Below are 19,264 nucleotides of genomic sequence, written 5' to 3' on the forward strand. Positions count from 1 at the left end.
TGTTCGTCTGCGTGTTCGTAGTGCTACTGGTTATCGGTACCGCGGCCGGACTGCTCTAAGCAACGAACGCTATCCGACTTCAATTCCTCAAGGAGGCAATCATGCCCATCGGGCACCTTTATGTCAGCCGTGATCTTGGTCCGACCCCCATGGAGAGGCTGCGGGCCTCAGGTCGAGCGCTTGTGGTTCACCCGGACCGGGATTTGCCTCCGGCGCGCGCGCCGTTCCTGGAGGCGGTCCGCGGTGCCGCTGCGGTGGTGACCTTCCTGACCGAGAAAATCGACGAGGAGTTTTTCGAGCATGCCGGACCACAGCTGGAAGTGGTTTCTGCTGTCTCTGTCGGTACGGACAACGTCGACCTCGATGCGGCCGGGCGTCGCGGCGTGGTTGTGACCAATACGCCGGACGTTCTGACCGACGCGACCGCGGATCTGGCCTTCGCCCTGCTGCTCGCCGTCAACCGCCGCGTCGTCGAAGCCGACGCCTTTCTGCGACGCGGCGAAGCCTGGGCATGGGGACCGCGGCTGTTCATTGGCCGTGACCTTGCCGGCGAGGTGCTGGGCATCGTCGGTTACGGGCGCATCGGGGCAGCAATGGCCAGGCGCGCCCGAGCCTTCGGGATGCGGGTCATAGCCTTGGGCAGCCCAGCATCGGCGAGCGATGGCGAGGTCGAACGCATGCCGCTCGACCAGCTCCTGGCCACGGCAGATGTACTCTCACTTCACGCCCCGCTGAACTCACGCACGTACCACATGCTGGGCCCGGAACAGTTTGCCGCGATGAAGCCCGGAGCCGTTGTCATCAATACGGCCCGGGGACCGCTGATCAATGAGAGCGCCCTCGTCGACGCACTCAGGACAGGCAGGCTCCGGGGGGCGGGACTGGATGTTTTCGAACACGAACCTCGGATACATCCAGGACTCCTAAACTTGGCTAATGTGGTCCTGACCCCCCATATCGGGAGTGCAGGCGAGCAGACGAGGACTCGGATGGCGATGATGGCCATACAGAACTCGTTGGCAGTCCTGGAAGGGCGACCGCCCGCACATCCCGTGACCGGAAATTCACCCAACGGCCTTTCTCGGACGGCCGCAAGTCTTGGCCCCCGCGGCGTCGATGCGGCAAAGGAGATCTTCGATGGTAAGTGACAACGGTTTCGTTCGTTCCGTTGAACGCGTGGCCTCACTGATCGAGTTGCTCTCCGAACAGAAAACGCCGCTTCGGATGGTCGAAATAGCCCAGCTACTCGGCGCGCCGAAGAGCACCGTCCACGGTTTGCTCCAGACGTTGCTGGCCAAGCGTTTCGTCGTCCGCGATGCAAACCATCGCTACCGACTGAGCCTGCGATTGTTTTCCCTAGCCGCCGCTGCACTGGAGATTGGCGACTTGCCTGACCTGGCACGGCCTGCCATGGAGGAGCTCTCCGGCCGGACAGGCTCCACCTGCAACCTCGCCGTGTTGGACGGACATGAAGTAGTCTTCATCGAAAAGGTCGAGAACCGAGACAGCCTGGTGCAGCTCATCACGCACGTGGGAACGCGTATGCCGGCGCACGCCACGTCCCTGGGCAAGGTGCTGATCAGTGCCATGCCGGAGGCCGAGCGCGAGCAGTGGTTGGCCGACCACGAATTCACTGCGATAACGGAGCACACGCTGGTCAGCGCCGAAGCACTGACCCAGGATCTTCACGAACAGTCCCTACGCGGCTACGCCTTGGATCGCCGGGAACTGCACTCGGCCATTACCGGATTTGCAGCCCCCGTTCGTGACCACACTGGAGCCGTCGTCGCCGCTCTGAGCCTCACCTATCTCGGCGCAGTTGTACCTGCGAGTCTCGAGCGGGACCTAGGTGAGCAGGTTATCAAGGCCGCGTCCGCGGTCTCGGAGGCTCTGGAAGCCCCGCGCTAGCACCAGGCGCTTCATCGGCCACTGCCCGATGTCCTCGCCCTAACACTTATCGGGATCATCGCTGCCAAAAAATCGGCCAAAAGATGAACCGCATTCCTATATAGAAAACATTGGAGTAAACATGACTGCACATCTGCCGCTGCAGGGCATCACCGTACTCGACCTGAGTCATCTCGCCGCCGGTCCCTGGTGCACGATGGTGCTTGCGGACCTCGGTGCCGACGTCATCAAGATCGAGAAGCCTGAAACCGGGGATATGTCCCGCCAGGCCGGAAATGTCTACGCAGCCGACGAAAGCGCAGTCTTTCTTTCGCTCAATCGAAACAAACGCAGTGTCGCGCTGGACCTGAAACAAGCGGAAGGACGCGAGGCGTTCTACAGCCTCGCCGAACACGCCGACGTCGTGGTCGAGAACCTTCGGCCGGGTAAGGCTGCGCAGCTCGGTGTTGACCGTGAGACTCTGGCAGCTAAAAATCCTGGGCTCGTCTACGCCTCCATCTCCGCATTTGGTGATTCCGGCCCATACCTTGACCTCGCCGGCAATGATCCAATCATTCAGGCACTCTCCGGTGCCATGGCCATCACGGGCGAGGAAGACGGTCCGCCGTCCCGCCAGGGCGTGAGCGTTCCGGACTTCGGTGCCGGCATGATGGCAGGCTTTGCAATTCTCGCCGCTCTCGTGGGACGGCAGCGCCATGGCCAAGGATGCCAGGTCGACCTCAACCTGCTCGACGTCGAAGTGTTCGCGCTTGGCCCCCGGGCCCAAGAGTTCCTGATAAACGGTGAGGACCAGCCCCGACTCGGGAGTGCCCATCCGCAATTTTCGCCGTATCAGGCGTTTCGCTGTAGCGACGGACGGTACGTGTATATCGCCATTATCAACGACAAATTCTGGCGCCTGTTGTGCTCGGCATTGGGCGAACCTGCGCTCACCGACGACCCGCGCTACGAATCCAACGTGGGACGAGTGGCCCACCGGGAGAAGCTGGCCCGGCACCTCGGCGAGCGGATGTCCCAGCGACCAAGCAAGGCCTGGCTTCGTATTCTGCAGGACGCCGGGGTCCCCTGCGCCCCCGTGAACAGCCTCTCAGAAGCGATGTCGGACCCCCAGGTTCTTCACAACGAGCTCATCGCAAACGTCGAACATCGGACGCTGGGAACACTGCAGACCATAGCCCTGCCCATGCGCTTTGACGGGAAACGTCCTCCCGTCCGCGAAGCTCCCCCGCTCCTGGGAGAACACACCCTAGAAGTCCTGGAGGCGGCCGGATTGTCTCCAAAATCCCTGGCCAGCCTCATGGAAGTAGCCAATATTACGCCCGCTGACGACCCTGCTCCGGCACCACTCGGCCACGAACGCTAGAAGGAAACCCATGACAACGGAAACCAACTCATCCATTCCTTCACTTGAAGGCCTGGCCCAACGGGCCCTGGAAAGCATCCGATCCGGCCTCGACCCGGTTCTTCGTATTATCGAAGACTCGCCGGCGGGCACCGTTCCTGCATTCAGCTACAACACCGGCGGCTATACCGCATCAGAAAAGTATCTTCCGCATTCATGGTCCACCTTTCAGTGGGTCGGATTCCTCACCGGACGCTTGTGGCTGGTTGCCGATCACTTCGACGACGAACGGGTACGGGCTGCTGCATTGAAGCTGTCGACCATCGTCGCCGATGCCTTGGCCAAAGAACCGCCAAGATTCTCTGCAGCGGGCAGTGATCTTTTCTACGCTGCCTGCCTCGGCGCTCGACTGACAGGCGACGAGGAGTTGACCGGCACCGCGCTGGAGGCGACACGTCAGTATTCGAAGAATTTCGACGAGAGAATCGGCGTGTTCTTCCAGGTCAACGGCGTGAACCGCGCCGTCATCGATACCGGCCTGAACCTACTCCCTTTCTACTTTGCGGCGGCGCAGGAGCCCGGACTGGCTAGTTACGCTGTCCGACACAACCGGCGACTGCTCGACTGCGGGATTATCCGAGCGGATGGCTCGGCCTACCAAGCAATCGAATTCGATCTCGGGACTGCAGAACCGGCCCGTCGATATTCGATGCAGGGCTACAGCGACACGACAACGTGGTCCCGGGGACAGTCATGGGCGATGCATAACTACGTCAACGCCTTCCAAGCCACATCCGAGCCCGAATTCCTTGCTGCCGCTCGCCTTACCTGCCGCTGGTACGTGGACCATTTGCCGCAAGACAACGTCCCTTTCTACGATTTCGCAGACCCGGCAGCGCCGGCAGTGCCAAGAGACTCCTGCAGCGCCTCGATCGCAGCGAATGCACTGCTGCGGTTGGCACGCATGGACGCTGCATCGGAGGACTGGGCCTCTGCCGCTGCCGCTTCCATCACAAGGGAGCTCTTCACTAATTATCTTTCGCCCGGCGGCGTACTCCTGCACAGCAGCTGGGGCCGGCTTCCCGCAGAAAAGGCCGGAGCAGGCTTTTCCCGATTCCCCCTCGAAGATGTAATGCCCTACGGCAATTACTGGATCGTCGAGGCAGCCTACCGGTACCTTCACCAGGACTGGGCTCCGCTGGACCTGACTCCGGAAGCCGCGCGTGCGAACCTAACACGGACGCCCCAGGCCCCAGCACTGACGCCATGACGAAGCCTCTTGGCGGCCTTCGGATCCTGGACTTGACGCACTTTGTGGCCGGACCCTGGTGCACCATGCTGCTGGCCGACCTTGGAGCAGATGTAACCAAGGTTGAGCCACTAAACGGTGAGATCGGCCGCAGCATGGGAGGCGTCTACGCAGGAGAGGAGTCCGCTATTTTCCTTGGCTTCAATCGGGGCAAGCGAAGCGTCGCAATAGACCTGAAGGATCCGGAGGGTCTCGCAATCGTTCAGAAGCTGGCTGGCGAGTCCGACATCGTCATCCACAATTTTCGTCCGGGCACAGCCGAACGGCTGGGGGTGGATGCAGGCGTCCTTCGGGGGAACCGGCCCTGGTTGATCTATTGCGCCATTTCCGCGTTCGGCTCAGATGGTCCCTATGCGTCCCAGCCTGCGAACGATCCCCTCATCCAGGCCCTGAGTGGTGCCATGTCAGAAACCGCCGGTGCCGGCGGTGCCCCGACCAGGATGGGCGTCAGCGTCCCCGACTTTGCCGCCGGAGTCCTTGCCGCAATCGCGGTCCTCGCCGCGGTACGACATCGTTCCGTCACCGGCATCGGCACAACAATTGACTTAAATCTTCTTGATTCGCAGTTGTTCGCCCAGGTTGACTTGCTCACGCACACTGCCGTCAGCCAGCCCCCGCAGGAGGCCAACACTGACTTCGTGCGTGACGCGTTCCTCTGTGCGGATGGCGAAGCCCTGTGGCTCGAGTTGGACACTCTTGACGGATTTTCTGCGGCGGCCACACTGGCAACCGGCCGCCGCATGCCCGTCCCGGAAGAAAGCCTGGACCGACCGGCCCTTTCAACCCTTCGGCCGCTGATCTCCGAGATTCTTCTCACCCGGCCCAGAGCCACGTGGCTCACGGCTCTGCGAGTCCACGGAGTCGTTTGCGCTCCGGTCCTGGGTCTGGGTGATGTCCTGCCAGGAGAACCGGACCGCACCACACGGCCACACAATTCCGTCATTCACGGGCTCAGGCATCTACGTACGCCGATCACCACCGACCCGCCGTGGCTCAGGGTCGAGACGCCGCCCCCGCGTCTTGGTGAGCACACCCGCGACGTCCTTCAAGGTCTGGGCATGGAGAACCCCGCCATTGACGGGCTAGTCACACGCGGCGTTATCCGCGACGCACCGGCAGCAGCAATGACCACACCACACACCGAAAATTAAGACTGAAGGAGCCATCATGACCACCACAGCCCTACCGACCACGTCTGTTCAAGACGCCCAGTACGCATTAACCCAGGAGCAGCGCGCCCTGCAGGACGAGATCCGAGTTCTGGCAGACGGGCCTGTGGCTGCGGGAGCTGCACGGCGTGATCAGACCGGTGAGTATCCCCAAGACATGTTCGACCTCCTGGTGGAGAAGAACCTGCTGGCGCTCCCGTTCTCTGTCGAGCACGGCGGCCGTGAGTCGGGCATCCTGACCTGCGCCCTTGCGATTGAAGGTTTGACCCGCGCATGCTACAACACCTCCTACCTGCTGATGATGACGTGGCAGCCGTTCTTCGCTATCAGCGATGCAGGCACTGCCGAGCAACGCGCACGATTCCTGCCCGGCCTTGCCAATGGAACGCTTCGCTTCTCTACTGCGAATACCGAACCTGATGCTGGCTCTGACATGGCAAATCTGCAAACCCGGGCAGTCCCCGTCGAAGGCGGCTACCTGCTATCGGGCAAGAAGGTCTGGGCGGGAAACGCGCCCGTTTCTGATTACTTCGTCACTTTCGCCCGTACAGGCGGACCCGGCCACAAGGGCCTTAGCGCGTTTGTCGTTCCAACCGGAGCAGAAGGGGTGCGCCGCGGCGCCAAAATGAACAAGATCGGAGGTCGGGCGATTCCATCCTGCGAGGTCGAGTTTGATAATGTTTTCGTTCCGGTCACGGACCGACTGGGCGCGGAGGGCTCAGGGTTCAAGACCGCTGCGAGTACCTTCACCAAGCTGCGACCACTTGTCGGAGCCCGTGCACTAGGCCTCGCCCAGGGATCCCTTGACCATGCGGTGGCCTACGCCAAGGAACGCCGGGCCTTTGGGCAGAGGATCGCCGATTTCCAAGGACTGCAGTGGATGCTGGCCGACATGAAGATCGGGATCGAGGCGTCGCGACACCTCGTTTACAAGTCGGCGGCTGTCCTCGACGGCGGAATGTCAGCCAGGGACGCTGCCCCGCTGATCGGGATGGCAAAAACTTTCGCTACTGATACTGCAATGCAGGTAACCCTGGACGGCATGCAGATCTTCGGAGCCAAGGGGTACAGCACGGACTACCCAATGGAGCGCTTCATGCGTGAGGCGAAAGGGCTGCAGATCATCGAAGGCACTAACCAGATCCAGCGGAATATCATCGCCAAGGATCTGCTGGCCTGATCTTCTAAACACCACAGCCACGGATAGCATGCGCTGCCGCCTCATCCACTTCCGATGAGGCGGCAGCCCGTCACGCCCGTCATCAAACGGTGAACGAGGCATCTATCCAGAAGGGGCCACCGTGCTGCCAGGATCAAAGAAAGCAATCCACCAGCTCTTGAGGAAACTGATCTGCGCTCCTCCCGGCTGGATCTGCTCACTCCCGGCGCCGACCAACATCGATGGCCGGAACAGGAACCCGCCCGACTACGCGACAGGCCTCTTTGAAACCCCAGCCACCGCCCACTTAGGCCGTGCGCGCAGGACTGGTGATCGCCAATGGGTCGCGGAGGACAACAACGGTCAGGCAGTGGCGATCATCCGGAGGGGAGATCCCACCCTTCCGGCAGTCTTCCGGTGCGAGCCGACACCAGACGTGCACTACGCGGACACTGTGGAAGCAGAATCCCTTTCCCTAGTGCTGAACTACGCGCTGAACAACTTCAGCCTCGCCGCTGAGGAATCTTGTTCCTCTGCCCTGAACTGTGACTGTTAACCCGGAATGGCGGTTAATCGCAGCTTGAAATGGCGGTTTGTCGTTCCGATTTTATCCGAAACAGAGCGGAGGCAGCCGGAACAGTCCCCGCCCCCACCGCGACGGAATACCGGTTCTTCGATTCAACATCCCTGCCCTGAAAGCAGCCAGCCGCCACCGAGGACGGCGAGACGAGACGAGCAAACAGGATGCCTCCCATTGAGCTTCGTTCCTGTGGCCGCAGCTGGGGACTTCGCTAAAAATCGGGACGAAGTGCGTGCTCTTGTGGTACCGGTCCGGAAGGTGTTGTCTTGAGGGGTCGGGACTGCTGAGAGCAGAAACCCGACGAGCAACTGTTGGGACTGGCTGGGGGTCCTTTTCCCCCGCTGATTAGCGGAGGCCAAGTCTGACCACTTTTGCTACAGGAGACATTGATGTACAAGCGAATTTTTGCAATCATCGCCGCCCTCGTTACGGCGCTATTCCTGTTCAGCAGCCCGGCAACGGCTGCCGGAAGTCCTCATTTCATTAAGCACGCGACAAGCGCGACTCTCTCGGGCTCGAGCCTGGTCGTCAGCTTCAAGGAAGCAGGTCTGTCATCCGGCGCCGTCGAGACCGTCACGGTCTCGGCGACGGCAGTGACGACCTACGAGTGCGTCAACGGCGGCGGCAACAACCCGAAAGCGTCGAACAAGACCACCACAAAAACGGACGTCAGCACGAGCGGAACGTTCACGGCTGACAAAAACGGGAACATCACCGGATCACTGACACTGACTCCACCGAGCGCCACGGCGCTGGGCTTCAGCTGCCCTCCAGGGCAGACTGTCACCTTCGTCTCCGTCACCTACTCGAACGTGGTGATCACCGACACGACGTCCGGTGCCAGTACCTCATTCCCCGGTACCTTCAATTACACCAACCCGCTCGCACCGTAACATCCATAGAGGTTTCCTGGACACAGCAGCCTCGCTCTGAAATCGTTCAGGCCACGGCTCTGGCCAGTATCCCGTGACCGCGTCAAAGACGGCCTAACGGCTTGAAGGCCCCCGCTCAGACATTTCTGGACGGGGGCGTTCTGCGGTTGGGCTCAGTAGACTACCAGCCAGCGTTGCACGGCCGGCTGCTGAGTTGGGCCGGCAGGCCTCTCATGCCCGCCCGGAGAGATTCTTCAAAAGCCCTGCGCCGCCAATATTGCGTCTTCTGCTCCTTCGGCGACATCCGGTGCCCGCCGTTGCAGTCCCCGGACCGGGGTTTGCTGGTCACACCGCAGGCGGTGCGGTGCGAACAGCGGCGCAATTCTGACCCTCAAAAAACGGTCTGACGAGACTCAATCGCCAGACACCTGCTCTAGTCTGAGATCGAGCCTGCGGAGAAGGACCAAGGCGCGTAGATTCGACCCATGGGGACATCGGAACTCTGGACAGGCATTGTCAGCTGGCTGAACATCAACGCACCGGTGACAGCCAAAACCATACGGGGCCCTGTACCGGAATCCTTCATCCGCTCGTTTGAACAGGCCGCGCCGAACGGTTGGCCGAGCGATCTGTCGACGCTGTACCGTCTATTCGATGGTGCAGAACCGTCAACGGCGGGATATATTTTTCCGCTCTATCGACCACTGTCCTTGGCCGAAGCGGAGGAAAAGCGGCAGATGCTGCTGAGCATCTGGGCGCAAATTTCGGCAGAGGCGAATGCGGAATTTGAACGGCACATGAGGTCCCCACTTACCCGAAACCTGGTAGCCCAAAGCACTCATCCTGAACCTACGAAACCCTATGACGCAGCCAGAGTTGAAGGCCTCGACGCCGGCACGACTGCCGGCATGTTCATCTCCTCATACCTGCCGATCGCAGACAACAACAGCGGCGACCTTCTCTTCGTCGATCTCAGGACAGGCGCGGAGCACGGCTGCGTCCGCGAATATCAGAAGGATCTGGCGGATTACCGCCCCGCCATCTGGTCATCCGTTGAAGAGCACCTGGACGATACTCTGTCCGGTCTGCGAACAGGACGACTAGCATTCTCAGCCAGGCCGTCCGTGATAAACGGGCGCCTGAACTGGGAATACGAATGGGAACGATAACCTGGACCCGGGGCAGCTGAGGTTCCGTGGGCTCGAAGGCGGACCTCTAAGTGGGGCATAGCCGCATGTCTAAAACGACCGTATTAGCTACAAACCAGCCAACTCGTCCAAAGTGTCAGTTTTCGAAGTCGGCTGCACGGAATGTCCAAAGCCGTCTGCACAGCCGCCCATTGTGTCCGTGGGCTGTCTTGCATCGCTAGGGATTTGGGACACAGGAGTTATGAGACACATCGAGTCGGACTAGGAGAAAGATTCGGCTGTCCGTAAGGGGGCGTAGGTCGCGCCCGCGCTCTGGTTGTAGGGGCTGCCGCGGTAGACCATCTCGGCGTTCAGGGCGCTGTCCGTGATGATGTCCAGCGGGTAGGCGGGGCAGCATCCGTCCTGCCCGTCGCACAAGAGGTTCTGCCAGTGGGTGGAGGTCACCAGCCAACCGTCTTTGGGTGGGGTTCCCGCTGCGTCCAGCACCTCGATGAGTGCTTCGATGTGCACCGGAGGGTGTCGTGTCCCTAATTTTTCCTTGGACCTGCTTCTGCCTCGAACAGTTTTTGTCGTTGCCGGGCCGGGGCTATCGCCTGCGACCCCCGCTGTATGGTATTTTCAGGCTACATGCCGGGGGCGGTCGTCACCCCGCATGGGCTGGCGCCGTTCCTTGAGTGCAAGCCGGACCCGCCACTGGATGAGGCTATGGCGAGACGGTGATCCTTTGAGGAGACATCATGCGCAGATCAGCAGTATTGTGCGGGACAGTGACGGTGGGGCTTGTCCTGCTCACCGCGGCAGGGGCACCTGCGGCTTCCGGGCCAGGCAACAAGTCGGTGCCGAACCAGGAATTCGTAGCTCAATTGTCACCGTTGAACGCCGGCGCGCACACTGTTTCCGGCACAACCTACACGATTCCGTCAGCGAGCGGGACCGCTGTCATCACAGTCAACGGTGACGATATAACCGTCACTGTGGACGTCCAAGGGGTCACCGCCGGAACGCTCCACCCGCAGCACATCCACGCCGGGACCACCTGCCCCAATGCCAGCGATGACGTGAATCACGACAGCTTCGTGGACGTTATCGAAGGTCTGCCCAAGTATGGGCCGATTCTGATCTCCCTGGACAGCGACCTGAACAGCTTCGCGCCCTCACTCGATTTCCCGGTGGCGGACGCGTCCGGCAGCTACCACTACAGTGAAGAGGCCTCCAAGTCCCACCTGCAATCAGAACTCAAGCAGGCACTGAAGCTGGGGGATCGGCACGTGGTCATCCACGGCATCAATCCGACCGACCCGCTGCCAACCACGGTTGCGTCCCTGCCCGGACTTCCGGCCTGGGCGACACTGCCGGTAGCCTGCGGCCAGCTGAGCCAAAGCCGGTAATCCACGGAATCAGTAACACATCCGTCGACCACAGGCTGCGCGGCTGCCCCGGAGGAGCCGCGCAGCCTGGGGACGAAGGTTGACCGCCGAGATCGGCAGCGCCCACTGTCCGAGAACTCCGCAGCAGCTCAGTTCTGAATGCAGGCAACTGCGCTTGGATGGTCCTCACCCACTGTCTGTGCGTCCGCAACAACAAACCTCGTTGTCTCTTCCGCTGTAGCAGTCGTTCGCTATCAATAACGAAGGATTCCGAGAAAGCATCGAATCGAGAATCCCGAGATCGATAGCTCATCGAAGTGGCGCGACGTCCTGCCGCGGAAAATTGGCTCAATGAAGAAAAAGTGGCAGCCCCCGCTGTGACTGTTAACTCGGAATGGCAGTTAAATCGCAGCTTGAGATGGCGGTTTTGCGCGGTTCCGTTTACATAAGGCTGGGCGAATGAAGAAGATGCAGGCTACAGCAAGACAGCGGGGAACCCGTCGTTGTTGCGAGCGGAAATGTGACCCCCGGAGTTGCCAGCGTGAGGAAGCTGGGACAGGCTGACCTCAACAGTGCTTCAGATTCTTGGCCAAAGACGGGACTCGCATGATCGTTGACTTCATCCTCGAGCTAATCGTGGTTGCGCTTACGTTCCTGGAGCAGCTGTTCGATCGCCGAAGGCCCTCAGCCAAGGGCAGCCTCCGCAAGAGTCTGGAACGCGTGAAGGCCAGGCGATCCGAGAACCCCTGATCATTCCTCTAAGTTGGTCGTCTGCACCCTGACCTAAGAGGGTGGCAGATCGTTCGGATCTTGGATGTCGCGCAGGTGGGCCAGGAGAACCAGCTGGGTGCGGTCGGGGCTTATGGCCAAATGTCGCAGCAGCGACGCCCACAGATCGGGATTGAGATCGACTTGGACCCGGATCTCTCCTACTTGCGCTGAGTGGTCCCAGGGCGCGTCACATAACCCTTGGGAATCGAGACGTCTCACTGGCTCTGTGCCTCCGGATCCTGATTCCTGTGAAATCTGTCATTTTCAGAAGTCGTCTGCGCTGAATGTCAGAAGTCGTCTGCACTCCTTCATTAGCTCCCCGCCCCGCCCCGGCGTGACGAGCGGGCAAGTCTTAGTGAGGACATGGCCAGAATGAACGACGCCCTAATATCGTTGGATCCGCTCACGATCCATCGGTGGCGAAGGGAGTGATACTCGGCCGAGTCATACGGGGGGCCGCCTCAGTGCCTGGGAAGTGAGACATGTGTGATCGCCAAACTTATGAAAAGCTCCGGCGTGCGCTGATTGCGGCATGCGGCCGATGACCAGGGTCAGTTCGTCTCTCATGCGCAACCTTCTCGAGGCCGGCCGCCTCTAGCATCCGGGTGAAATCTTCCACTGGCCATGAGTATGCAGGAGTTACAGCGTGTGGGAACCTCTCCACTTTGTCCCCTTCAAATAGACCAATTAGGAGACTTCCACCGGGAGCCAACCGCCGCGCCAGCTCTTCGAGAACAGCGGAAACCTGGTCGGGTTCCAAGTGGATCAGTGAATACCAAGCAAGGATGCCGGACGCATGGCCTTCCGGGACCCCAAGACTTGTGAGGGAGGCTACCCGGAACGGGATGCCGGGGAATCGAATTTTCGCTTGTTCAATGAACGACGGCACCAAATCGATTCCTTCGACGTCGGCCCCCTGGCCGGCGAGGAACTTGGTCCACTGCCCGGGTCCGCATCCCGCGTCTATCACCGGCCCCACTAATGGCGCGACCCAATCAGCTATGAGCTGCCGATCAGCTGGATGTGTGGTCTCCACCGATCCGAATCTGGCAACGTATTCCACCGCACGCTTTGAGTAGGCGGCCTCGACTTGTGCATCCATCATGTTGCCACCCTATGAGACAGCCCAGTGGGCAAGGCCCGTGGCTGTGACTGTCAGCGCCTGGCGGTCATGGTCCTGCGCGAAAACGGTGCAGGTCCATGGGGTGGAGACGCCGGCGACTGAAGGGCTCTAAATCCGCTGCCTCGTTCCGGCACCTTTCTGCAGACGATAAGCGGCCGTGATGTGAGGAAAGCTCACAACGCCTGTGTCCGGTGACGCCGCTTGTTCTCCCAAGCGCCGGATTTTTGACAAGACGGAACGGTGGTCAGCCCTCCTCGAAACGAAAGCCCAGGAGCTGGCAAGTTGAACGAGTTGGTCGACACGCAGCTCGTAGTTGAAGCGGAACTCCTTGCGTTCAAAAGCGCCTCGTCCGGCAAAGTCTGCGGGTACGCTTTGGGTCTGGTCAGCGGGCATTCCGTCCGGCTCGACGATTGCCGCCAGATCCTGAACCCACGCGCTGGTGCGGTCCCATGTATGCCAGGCCAGCCCAATCGTGCCGTTTGGTGTGAGCACTCGATCGCATTCAGATATTGCCCGTGCTGGGTCCACCCAATGCCAGGCCTGGAGACAGGTGATTGCGCCGACACTCTGGTTCGTCAAGGGGATGTCTTCCGCCGAGCCGGTGGCCGCGGTGATGCGGGCGGCGACGTCGGGCGGGAGTTCATCACGTACCTTCTTGAGGACGGAGAGCATGCCGCTGGCTGTATCGACGGCCGTGACAGCATGTCCGAGGGTTGCGATGGTCCGAGTTCCCAGTCCGGTTCCGGCCCCGAGATCCAGGACGGATAGCCGGTGCTCGCGCGCGGGCGATCCGAGCAGCCAGGAAATCACATCCGCCGACCAGACAGGGCGAACATCATTATGTAGTGTGGCGGTGCGCCTTGGAATTGTTGGTGCGCCTGGGGTCTGATCCATGCCTGCCAGCCTAACGAGTCTCTGATTAGAGCCTGTCCCGAAGGTTGACTCCGTCAGCTGCCAGCGGCCTCCAAATCGCATGAGTACTTGGCGATGACGCCAGCAAGGGACGGAAGGTCCTCCCTCAGTGGATCGGACAGAAGGCGTCTACCGGGACAGCAGCTTTTCGCCGTCGGGTCGCAGTTCCCCGGTGGGTGATACGTGCCTATATAGGGTTTGGCGGGTGATGCCGAGTTCGGTGCAAAGGTCGCTTATTTTGGTTTCGGGTTTGCCCATGGAGGCCATAGCGAGCCGGAGCTTGGCGGAGGTCATCTTGTAGGGGCGACCGCCGTTGCGGCCGCGGGCGCGGGCTGAGGCGAGGCCGGCGAGGGTGCGTTCGGAGATGAGTTCGCGTTCGAATTCGGCGAGGGCAGCGAAGATTCCGAAGACGAGCTTTCCGGAGGCTGTGGCGGTGTCGATGGCGGCACCCTGGCCGGTGAGTACCTTCAGGCCGATGCCGCGCTCGGTCAGTTCGTGGACGATGTTGACCAGATGGCGCAGGTCCCGGCCAAGCCGGTCGAGTTTCCAGACGACAAGCGTGTCGCCGTGGCGCAGGGCTTTAAGGCAGGCAGCCAGCTCCGGCCTGTCATCCTTTTTCCCCGAGGCCCGTTCATCGTAGAGGAAATCCGTGCCGATGCCGGCGGCCAGGAGTGCGTCGCGCTGCAGGTCCGTGGTCTGAGACCCATCGGCCTTTGAGACGCGCATGTATCCGACGAGCACAGCAGTTCCCCTCCGTCATTTATACGTTCGTTTAAGTGACAGCGTGATTCCAAATGTCGCGGAATCTGAAGATGTCACTTAACCCGTTATTTATTCTAAGTCATGCAAAGGGCTGCTGATCTTTTGTTTGTGACAGGAAGTCGAGGGGTATCTGAAGCTCGACGAAGGTTTCCCGGAGAGCGCGCACGGATTCTTCATTCCGGAGTCCGTACCGTGCGACGTCGAAGAGCTGCTTCGCGACGACCGGGTCTTCTTTCGCTGCTGCGATGGCGGCGTCCAGTGAATCCAATGCCCGTTTCCAGAGCACGTCCAGAGTCGGCTTCTCTTGTGCGTCGGCGGTTTCTGTCAGTGGGGCAGGCCGGGTTCCGTCGCCGATGTTGGAGGAGGGTTCCGGCCTGAGGAGGTGCGCGGAGGTTCCCCGGGCAGTCAGTGAGCCGGCTTCGATCAGTTCCATCGCGACTGCTGCTGCTTCGAGCAGCTGCTGCTGGGCGGTCCAATGGAGGGTTTCGAACGGTTGCCACGAATACAGCCCTGCCCGGAACGGGTGACCGCAGTGTTCCCAGACACGACGCACGTCGTCCAGTTGCCGGCCATATCGTCCCTGGGCTGTGGTGAGTTCGTCCAGGAGGGTACGCAGCAGCCGGAACCAGATGCCGGCGTGAACCGGATACCGGGGCAGGTCAACGGAACCGGTCGTTATCGCCTGCCAGGTGCGCCGGTCCATGAGGGACAACGACTCCGGAAGCGCCCGCCGGTCATGGGCGGGAGTTGCCCACAGAATGTAGTCCGCCGGACGCCCTTCGTAGGTTTCGAGCCGGCGCCCGTGTACCGGGCAGCTGGCCATGACCGGCAATTGCCAGAAGAGCAGTACCGTCGGGCTGGATTCCAGGCAGTCCGGGCATCCCCGCCGCGCCCCGGTGCCCGGGAGCCATGGCAGCCACTTCCGCGGGGCGTAGATATTACGCCGCTTGGGCGGCAGGAGCACCGAGAGCTGGTGCACATAGGTTTCGTAGGCGCCGGGGGCAGGGACGAGGCTGTCGAAGAGCCAAGGCACCCATCCGGCCATGGTCATGGCGTCTACGCGGTGTTGGTCAAGACCGGAGCGCTTGGCGAGCTCTTCGAGCAGGTGCGTCGGCGGGTCCAGATCCAGCTCGGGGTCGCTGAGTTCCCGGTGGCCGAGTCCGTGTTCGAGCAGCTCGTACGAGTGCAGCCCGTAGCTGGTGGCGATCCGCCGCAGCCAGGAGGACAGCGATTCCGTTTCTGCAGGTGCCGGGTGCAGGGGCCAGCGTTCCGGGGGTCTCATCTGAGTTCGCGTTCGAACTTCCGGCGCCGGACGCTGGGACCGTCGTAGTCGGCGAGGGTCAGTGTCCGGTGGTTGATGGATTCTTCGCCGCTGTCTACGGCTGCTACTGCGGCTTCGGTCAGGAGCGATGTGAGCTCCCCGATGGTGCCCTCGCTGCGGGTGAGGAGGTAGCGGGCCATGTCATCGGTCGCCAGATTTGAGTGCAGGCGCAGCGGGAAGGAGGAGGCAAAGCTGGCCAGCAGGGACGACAGGTCTGCATTGGCCTCCCACAAGGGCAGCGTCATGGGCTCAAACCGGTTTTCGAGCTGGTCATCGGAACGGATGGCGAGATAGGCCTCACGGGTGCCGACCCCCACCAGCGGGATACGCAGCTCGTTTCCCAGGAAGCGCAGCAGGTTCAGGAATTCGCGCCGGACATCGGCCCGGCCGGCCAGGACATTATGCAGTTCGTCAATCACCAGGACCCGCACCCCGACCCGACGCAGCACGGCAAGGGTGAGCTGTTCCAGGTCGGCTACGCGCCGGCGCGGTCCCGTCGGCGCACCGAGCGCGGCGAGCACGGCCGTGTAGAACCGCGGGATGGACGGTTCGGAGGGCATCTGGACGCACAGCACGGGGATGTGTTCCTGGTCCGCGCCGGAGTGTGGCGGGTGCTGGCGTCGGAACCGTTCGATGATCATGGACTTGCCGTTGTTCGTCGGTCCGATCAGGAGAAGGTTGGGCATGCGCTGTTTGCCGGGCCAGTCATAGAGTGTTTCGAGCCGGGTGAGGGTCTGGACCGCCCGGGGGTACCCGATCCAGCGGTCAGCCCTGATGCGCCGGATCCTTTCCTCCGCCGGCAGGCGGGCCATAGTCTGGGCCCAGGGCTGGAGGTGGGACAGATCCGGCGGAGGGTAGTCATCGATGTTCACCACTGCTCGACCTCGTCAAAAGGACGGGCTGCTGCGGTGTCATTCGTGGGCGGAAGCATCTCATCCGGGGGCGCCGCCTGGGTCTTCGCGGTCCCGGAGGTATGGAGGTGGCGCCGCCGCTGCAGGTCCCGGCGTGATCTGCGGGTTGCCCGTTGCGCCGTGGCGGTGATCTCGCGCATCTGATCGATCATGCGGAACAGTGCTTCCTCGTTGACCTGGTCGTGTCCCTGCTGACGGAGCCGCGCCAGTGCTTGCCGGTGTTCCCACAACGTCACCGCCGGATGGGAGACCGTACGGTACGGCACTTCCACATAGGCCGTTCCCTCCGGTTCCAGCACCCAGACCCTGCTGATGTCCCGCGGGTCCCGCCGGATGATGAATTTTTCCTCCCTGTCCCGCCGCGCAATCCACGGCTTGAGCACGTTCGCGAAGTAATGGACATGGTCGATGACAAAACCGGTCCGGGTGATTCTGCGCCGGATGACCGGCAGGAAATCGACGAGAAACGCCGCGGGGTGCGCAACGACAGGCTGCGCTCCGAACTCCCTCACGCCTTCATCCCAGCGCGCGGCCGGTGTCTGGTTCAGGGATCCGTGGATGCTGCCGTGGTAGCCGGCGACCGCGAACGTCAGCCAGCGTTCCAGCTCTATCAAGGTCAGGGCGGACATTTTGTCGGCATCGTAACTGCCTCGCTGGCCGGGGTTGGAGAAGGTCGTCCCGGGCAGTTCATGGACCCGCTGCATGGCCGTGCCGATGATGCGCTCCACGATGCCGCCGTAGTGCGGGCGGCCCGGTGGCCGGTAGCTGAGTTTGATGCCGTGCTGGTCGCAGCCGCGGCGCAACGCTTCGCTCTTAAATTCCGAAGCGTTGTCCAAATAGAGTGCGCGAGGTTTGCCGCTCATCGGCCAGGCCGCGTCCACGCCCAGTGTTTCCAGCCAGGGCCGCTTGTCGCAGGCCATATGCGCGATGCACAAGCCCACCGACACCGACGACGGCGCCTCCAGGGTCACGACCATTCCCAGCAGGCACCGGCTGTAAACATCGATGGCAACCGTCAGGTAGGGCCTGCCGATGGGCTGCCGGTCCCGGTCATCGACGACGATCAGATCAATCACGGTGTGGTCAATCTGCACCTGGTCCAACGGCGCCACAATATCCGGGACCATTCCGCCGGCCGACTGCAAGGGCCGGACGGCGTCCCTACCCTCGCGGCTGCGCCTGACCTCCACCGGATGCAGCCGGGCGATCCTGCGAGTGACAGTATTCAGCGCCGGCACAGGAAGCTCCCGGGTCCGGCACGCCTGAACGACCTCGCGATAGAACGCCGCCCGGGAAATCTTTTGCCGCGTCAGGTAGTGCTTACGGACCAGCTCGTCAATCACGGCCTCGACGCGTTCAGGCAACCGGCCTTTGCCCTTGCCTCCGCTGGAGTGTCCGGGGGCAACATCCGTCACCACGCCGCTGCCCTCACGGTAGCGTCTAATGAGCAGATAGACATGCCGCCTGGAGATACCCAGCTCCCGGGAAGCTTCGTCGACCGCCTGTTTACCGATGATGCTCAACCCCGCCAACGGCGCGATGACTTCAGCCCGCCGGCGTGCCAGTTCCCAGACCGCATCCGGCATGGTCAGCAAACCGTGCCCACTGATCGGTGTTGATTCCGGTTCCATGCCAGTCCCTACTCGTGCAGCGGACTTAATTACGGGCGACGCCGCGACCTCACGTACCGGGCCACGTCCAACGATCCTCTCCGTACCGGCAGGAAATCAAGGATTATCGGGTACGGACCGGCGGACTGTGCTGAGGTCTCCTGAAATTCCGTGCTGACCACTGTTGACAAAAACACTCGGTGAGCAGGACTTCGGACATTCGTGCACTCGCCTTCGGAAAATGACACAAAGGATTGGCTGCACCCCCGATTTTTGTAGCGAAACTCAGTGCCGGATTCTATGTGCCGGTTCTTCCCCGCCCGGGCGGGTATTGATACATTGTGCGGATGGGACATCTGTTGGGCTACGCCCGGGTATCGACCGGGGATCAGGACGCGGCCTTGCAGCAGGACGCGTTGAAGGCGGCCGGCTGCTACCGGATCTTCACCGACACGGCTTCCGGGTCTCTGGAGTCCCGGCCTGAACTGACGAAGGTTCTGGATCAGCTGCGTCCCGGCGACACTCTGGTGGTGTGGAGACTGGACCGGCTCGGCCGGTCCATCCGGCACCTGATCGACCAGCTGGCGGCATTGCAGGAGCGCGGCATCGGATTCCGCTCCCTGCAGGAGGCAATCGACACCACATCATCAGGCGGACGGCTCGTCTTCCATGTGTTCGCCGCACTGGCGGAATTCGAGCGGGACCTGATTCGTGAACGGACCAACGCCGGGCTTCAGGCAGCACAGGCACGCGGGCGCGTTGGCGGCCGGCCTCCGCTGCTGACCAAGGACAAACTCAGGACCGCACGCCGGATGTATGAGCAGAAGGACATGACGGTTGAGAAGATCGGCGAGGTCCTCGGCGTCAGCCGGACCACCGTGTACCGGGCCCTGCGCCGGGACCCGGCCCCGACACCGTCCCGCCGGCGCACTGCCTCGCCTACCAGGTCGGTCTAGGCAACAGGGGCGGTGCAACCATGACCGGAGACACCGCCTCGCCC

General features: G+C 61.8%; 18 protein-coding genes. 11 read left to right on the plus strand and 7 right to left on the minus strand.

The annotated features are described in order from the left end of the window. Window positions 1-101: 101 nt before the first annotated feature. The 8 genes from AC50YA_RS19270 to AC50YA_RS19305 all read left to right on the plus strand — a co-directional run bounded on the left by AC50YA_RS19270 (window position 102) and on the right by AC50YA_RS19305 (window position 9,508). Window positions 102-1,148, plus strand: a complete 1,047-nt coding sequence (locus AC50YA_RS19270; RefSeq protein ID WP_494983810.1) for a 2-hydroxyacid dehydrogenase — start codon at window positions 102-104, stop codon at window positions 1,146-1,148. Beyond that, window positions 1,138-1,908: an IclR family transcriptional regulator gene (locus AC50YA_RS19275; protein WP_494983811.1), complete on the plus strand. Its 771-nt coding sequence runs from the start codon at window positions 1,138-1,140 to the stop codon at window positions 1,906-1,908. The genes AC50YA_RS19270 and AC50YA_RS19275 overlap by 11 nt, the downstream gene beginning before the upstream one ends. Before the next feature lie 121 nt (window positions 1,909-2,029). Next, the gene (locus tag AC50YA_RS19280; RefSeq protein ID WP_494983812.1) at window positions 2,030-3,271 is read left to right on the plus strand and encodes a CaiB/BaiF CoA transferase family protein; all 1,242 of its coding nucleotides are present in this window, start codon (window positions 2,030-2,032) and stop codon (window positions 3,269-3,271) included. A gap of 10 nt (window positions 3,272-3,281) precedes the next feature. Further along, on the plus strand, window positions 3,282-4,520 hold the full coding sequence (locus AC50YA_RS19285; RefSeq protein WP_494983813.1) for a hypothetical protein: 1,239 nt from the start codon (window positions 3,282-3,284) through the stop codon (window positions 4,518-4,520). Further along, window positions 4,517-5,710, plus strand: a complete 1,194-nt coding sequence (locus AC50YA_RS19290; RefSeq protein WP_494983814.1) for a CaiB/BaiF CoA transferase family protein — start codon at window positions 4,517-4,519, stop codon at window positions 5,708-5,710. Before AC50YA_RS19285 ends, AC50YA_RS19290 begins: the two co-directional genes overlap by 4 nt. Window positions 5,711-5,726: 16 nt before the next feature. Next, window positions 5,727-6,908, plus strand: a complete 1,182-nt coding sequence (locus tag AC50YA_RS19295) for an acyl-CoA dehydrogenase family protein (RefSeq protein WP_494983815.1) — start codon at window positions 5,727-5,729, stop codon at window positions 6,906-6,908. A 948-nt stretch (window positions 6,909-7,856) separates the two neighbouring features. Continuing rightward, window positions 7,857-8,360, plus strand: coding sequence for a hypothetical protein (locus AC50YA_RS19300; RefSeq protein ID WP_494983816.1), 504 nt, complete (start codon window positions 7,857-7,859; stop codon window positions 8,358-8,360). A gap of 464 nt (window positions 8,361-8,824) precedes the next feature. Next, window positions 8,825-9,508 (plus strand): SMI1/KNR4 family protein, encoded by a 684-nt coding sequence (locus AC50YA_RS19305; RefSeq protein ID WP_494983817.1) that lies wholly within the window; start codon window positions 8,825-8,827, stop codon window positions 9,506-9,508. 240 nt (window positions 9,509-9,748) lie between these two features. On the opposite strand, the gene AC50YA_RS19310 is transcribed toward AC50YA_RS19305, so the two are convergent. After that, window positions 9,749-9,997, minus strand: a complete 249-nt coding sequence (locus AC50YA_RS19310) for a hypothetical protein (protein ID WP_494983818.1) — start codon at window positions 9,995-9,997, stop codon at window positions 9,749-9,751. 227 nt (window positions 9,998-10,224) lie between these two features. Between AC50YA_RS19310 and AC50YA_RS19315 the strand changes: the two genes are divergently transcribed. Continuing rightward, entirely contained in the window at window positions 10,225-10,875 is a 651-nt protein-coding gene (locus tag AC50YA_RS19315; RefSeq protein WP_494983819.1) for a hypothetical protein, read from the plus strand. Window positions 10,876-11,460: 585 nt separating this feature from the next. Continuing rightward, the gene (locus tag AC50YA_RS19320) at window positions 11,461-11,604 is read left to right on the plus strand and encodes a hypothetical protein (RefSeq protein WP_463862913.1); all 144 of its coding nucleotides are present in this window, start codon (window positions 11,461-11,463) and stop codon (window positions 11,602-11,604) included. Between the two features lie 520 nt (window positions 11,605-12,124). Here AC50YA_RS19320 and AC50YA_RS19325 read toward each other — a convergent pair. The 6 genes from AC50YA_RS19325 to AC50YA_RS19350 form a co-directional block, all read right to left on the minus strand. Beyond that, window positions 12,125-12,730, minus strand: coding sequence for a class I SAM-dependent methyltransferase (locus AC50YA_RS19325; protein ID WP_494983820.1), 606 nt, complete (start codon window positions 12,728-12,730; stop codon window positions 12,125-12,127). A 126-nt stretch (window positions 12,731-12,856) separates the two neighbouring features. After that, window positions 12,857-13,642: a class I SAM-dependent methyltransferase gene (locus AC50YA_RS19330; protein WP_494983821.1), complete on the minus strand. Its 786-nt coding sequence runs from the start codon at window positions 13,640-13,642 to the stop codon at window positions 12,857-12,859. A 147-nt stretch (window positions 13,643-13,789) separates the two neighbouring features. Further along, complete coding sequence (locus AC50YA_RS19335; RefSeq protein ID WP_494983822.1) at window positions 13,790-14,401, minus strand: recombinase family protein; 612 nt, start codon at window positions 14,399-14,401, stop codon at window positions 13,790-13,792. Window positions 14,402-14,501: 100 nt separating this feature from the next. Then, complete coding sequence (locus AC50YA_RS19340) at window positions 14,502-15,704, minus strand: TniQ family protein (protein WP_494983823.1); 1,203 nt, start codon at window positions 15,702-15,704, stop codon at window positions 14,502-14,504. Next, complete coding sequence (locus tag AC50YA_RS19345) at window positions 15,701-16,618, minus strand: TniB family NTP-binding protein (protein ID WP_494983824.1); 918 nt, start codon at window positions 16,616-16,618, stop codon at window positions 15,701-15,703. The genes AC50YA_RS19340 and AC50YA_RS19345 overlap by 4 nt, the downstream gene beginning before the upstream one ends. Then, window positions 16,612-18,285, minus strand: a complete 1,674-nt coding sequence (locus AC50YA_RS19350) for a TnsB C-terminal domain-containing protein (protein WP_494983825.1) — start codon at window positions 18,283-18,285, stop codon at window positions 16,612-16,614. Before AC50YA_RS19350 ends, AC50YA_RS19345 begins: the two co-directional genes overlap by 7 nt. Window positions 18,286-18,611: 326 nt before the next feature. Between AC50YA_RS19350 and AC50YA_RS19355 the strand changes: the two genes are divergently transcribed. After that, window positions 18,612-19,220, plus strand: a complete 609-nt coding sequence (locus tag AC50YA_RS19355; protein ID WP_494983826.1) for a recombinase family protein — start codon at window positions 18,612-18,614, stop codon at window positions 19,218-19,220. The last annotated feature ends 44 nt before the right edge of the window (window positions 19,221-19,264 follow it).

Source organism: Pseudarthrobacter sp. RHLT3-21, from assembly GCF_059383495.1.

What these genes read in the sequence shown, in the direction of transcription:
- AC50YA_RS19270 (WP_494983810.1), top strand. Translation starts at nt 102, where the DNA reads ATGCCCATCGGGCACCTTTATGTCAGCCGTGATCTTGGTCCGACCCCC.
- AC50YA_RS19275 (WP_494983811.1), top strand. Translation starts at nt 1,138, where the DNA reads ATGGTAAGTGACAACGGTTTCGTTCGTTCCGTTGAACGCGTGGCCTCA.
- AC50YA_RS19280 (WP_494983812.1), top strand. Translation starts at nt 2,030, where the DNA reads ATGACTGCACATCTGCCGCTGCAGGGCATCACCGTACTCGACCTGAGT.
- AC50YA_RS19285 (WP_494983813.1), top strand. Translation starts at nt 3,282, where the DNA reads ATGACAACGGAAACCAACTCATCCATTCCTTCACTTGAAGGCCTGGCC.
- AC50YA_RS19290 (WP_494983814.1), top strand. Translation starts at nt 4,517, where the DNA reads ATGACGAAGCCTCTTGGCGGCCTTCGGATCCTGGACTTGACGCACTTT.
- AC50YA_RS19295 (WP_494983815.1), top strand. Translation starts at nt 5,727, where the DNA reads ATGACCACCACAGCCCTACCGACCACGTCTGTTCAAGACGCCCAGTAC.
- AC50YA_RS19300 (WP_494983816.1), top strand. Translation starts at nt 7,857, where the DNA reads ATGTACAAGCGAATTTTTGCAATCATCGCCGCCCTCGTTACGGCGCTA.
- AC50YA_RS19305 (WP_494983817.1), top strand. Translation starts at nt 8,825, where the DNA reads ATGGGGACATCGGAACTCTGGACAGGCATTGTCAGCTGGCTGAACATC.
- AC50YA_RS19315 (WP_494983819.1), top strand. Translation starts at nt 10,225, where the DNA reads ATGCGCAGATCAGCAGTATTGTGCGGGACAGTGACGGTGGGGCTTGTC.
- AC50YA_RS19320 (WP_463862913.1), top strand. Translation starts at nt 11,461, where the DNA reads ATGATCGTTGACTTCATCCTCGAGCTAATCGTGGTTGCGCTTACGTTC.
- AC50YA_RS19325 (WP_494983820.1), bottom strand. Translation starts at nt 12,730, where the DNA reads ATGATGGATGCACAAGTCGAGGCCGCCTACTCAAAGCGTGCGGTGGAA.
- AC50YA_RS19330 (WP_494983821.1), bottom strand. Translation starts at nt 13,642, where the DNA reads ATGGATCAGACCCCAGGCGCACCAACAATTCCAAGGCGCACCGCCACA.
- AC50YA_RS19340 (WP_494983823.1), bottom strand. Translation starts at nt 15,704, where the DNA reads ATGAGACCCCCGGAACGCTGGCCCCTGCACCCGGCACCTGCAGAAACG.
- AC50YA_RS19350 (WP_494983825.1), bottom strand. Translation starts at nt 18,285, where the DNA reads ATGGAACCGGAATCAACACCGATCAGTGGGCACGGTTTGCTGACCATG.
- AC50YA_RS19355 (WP_494983826.1), top strand. Translation starts at nt 18,612, where the DNA reads ATGGGACATCTGTTGGGCTACGCCCGGGTATCGACCGGGGATCAGGAC.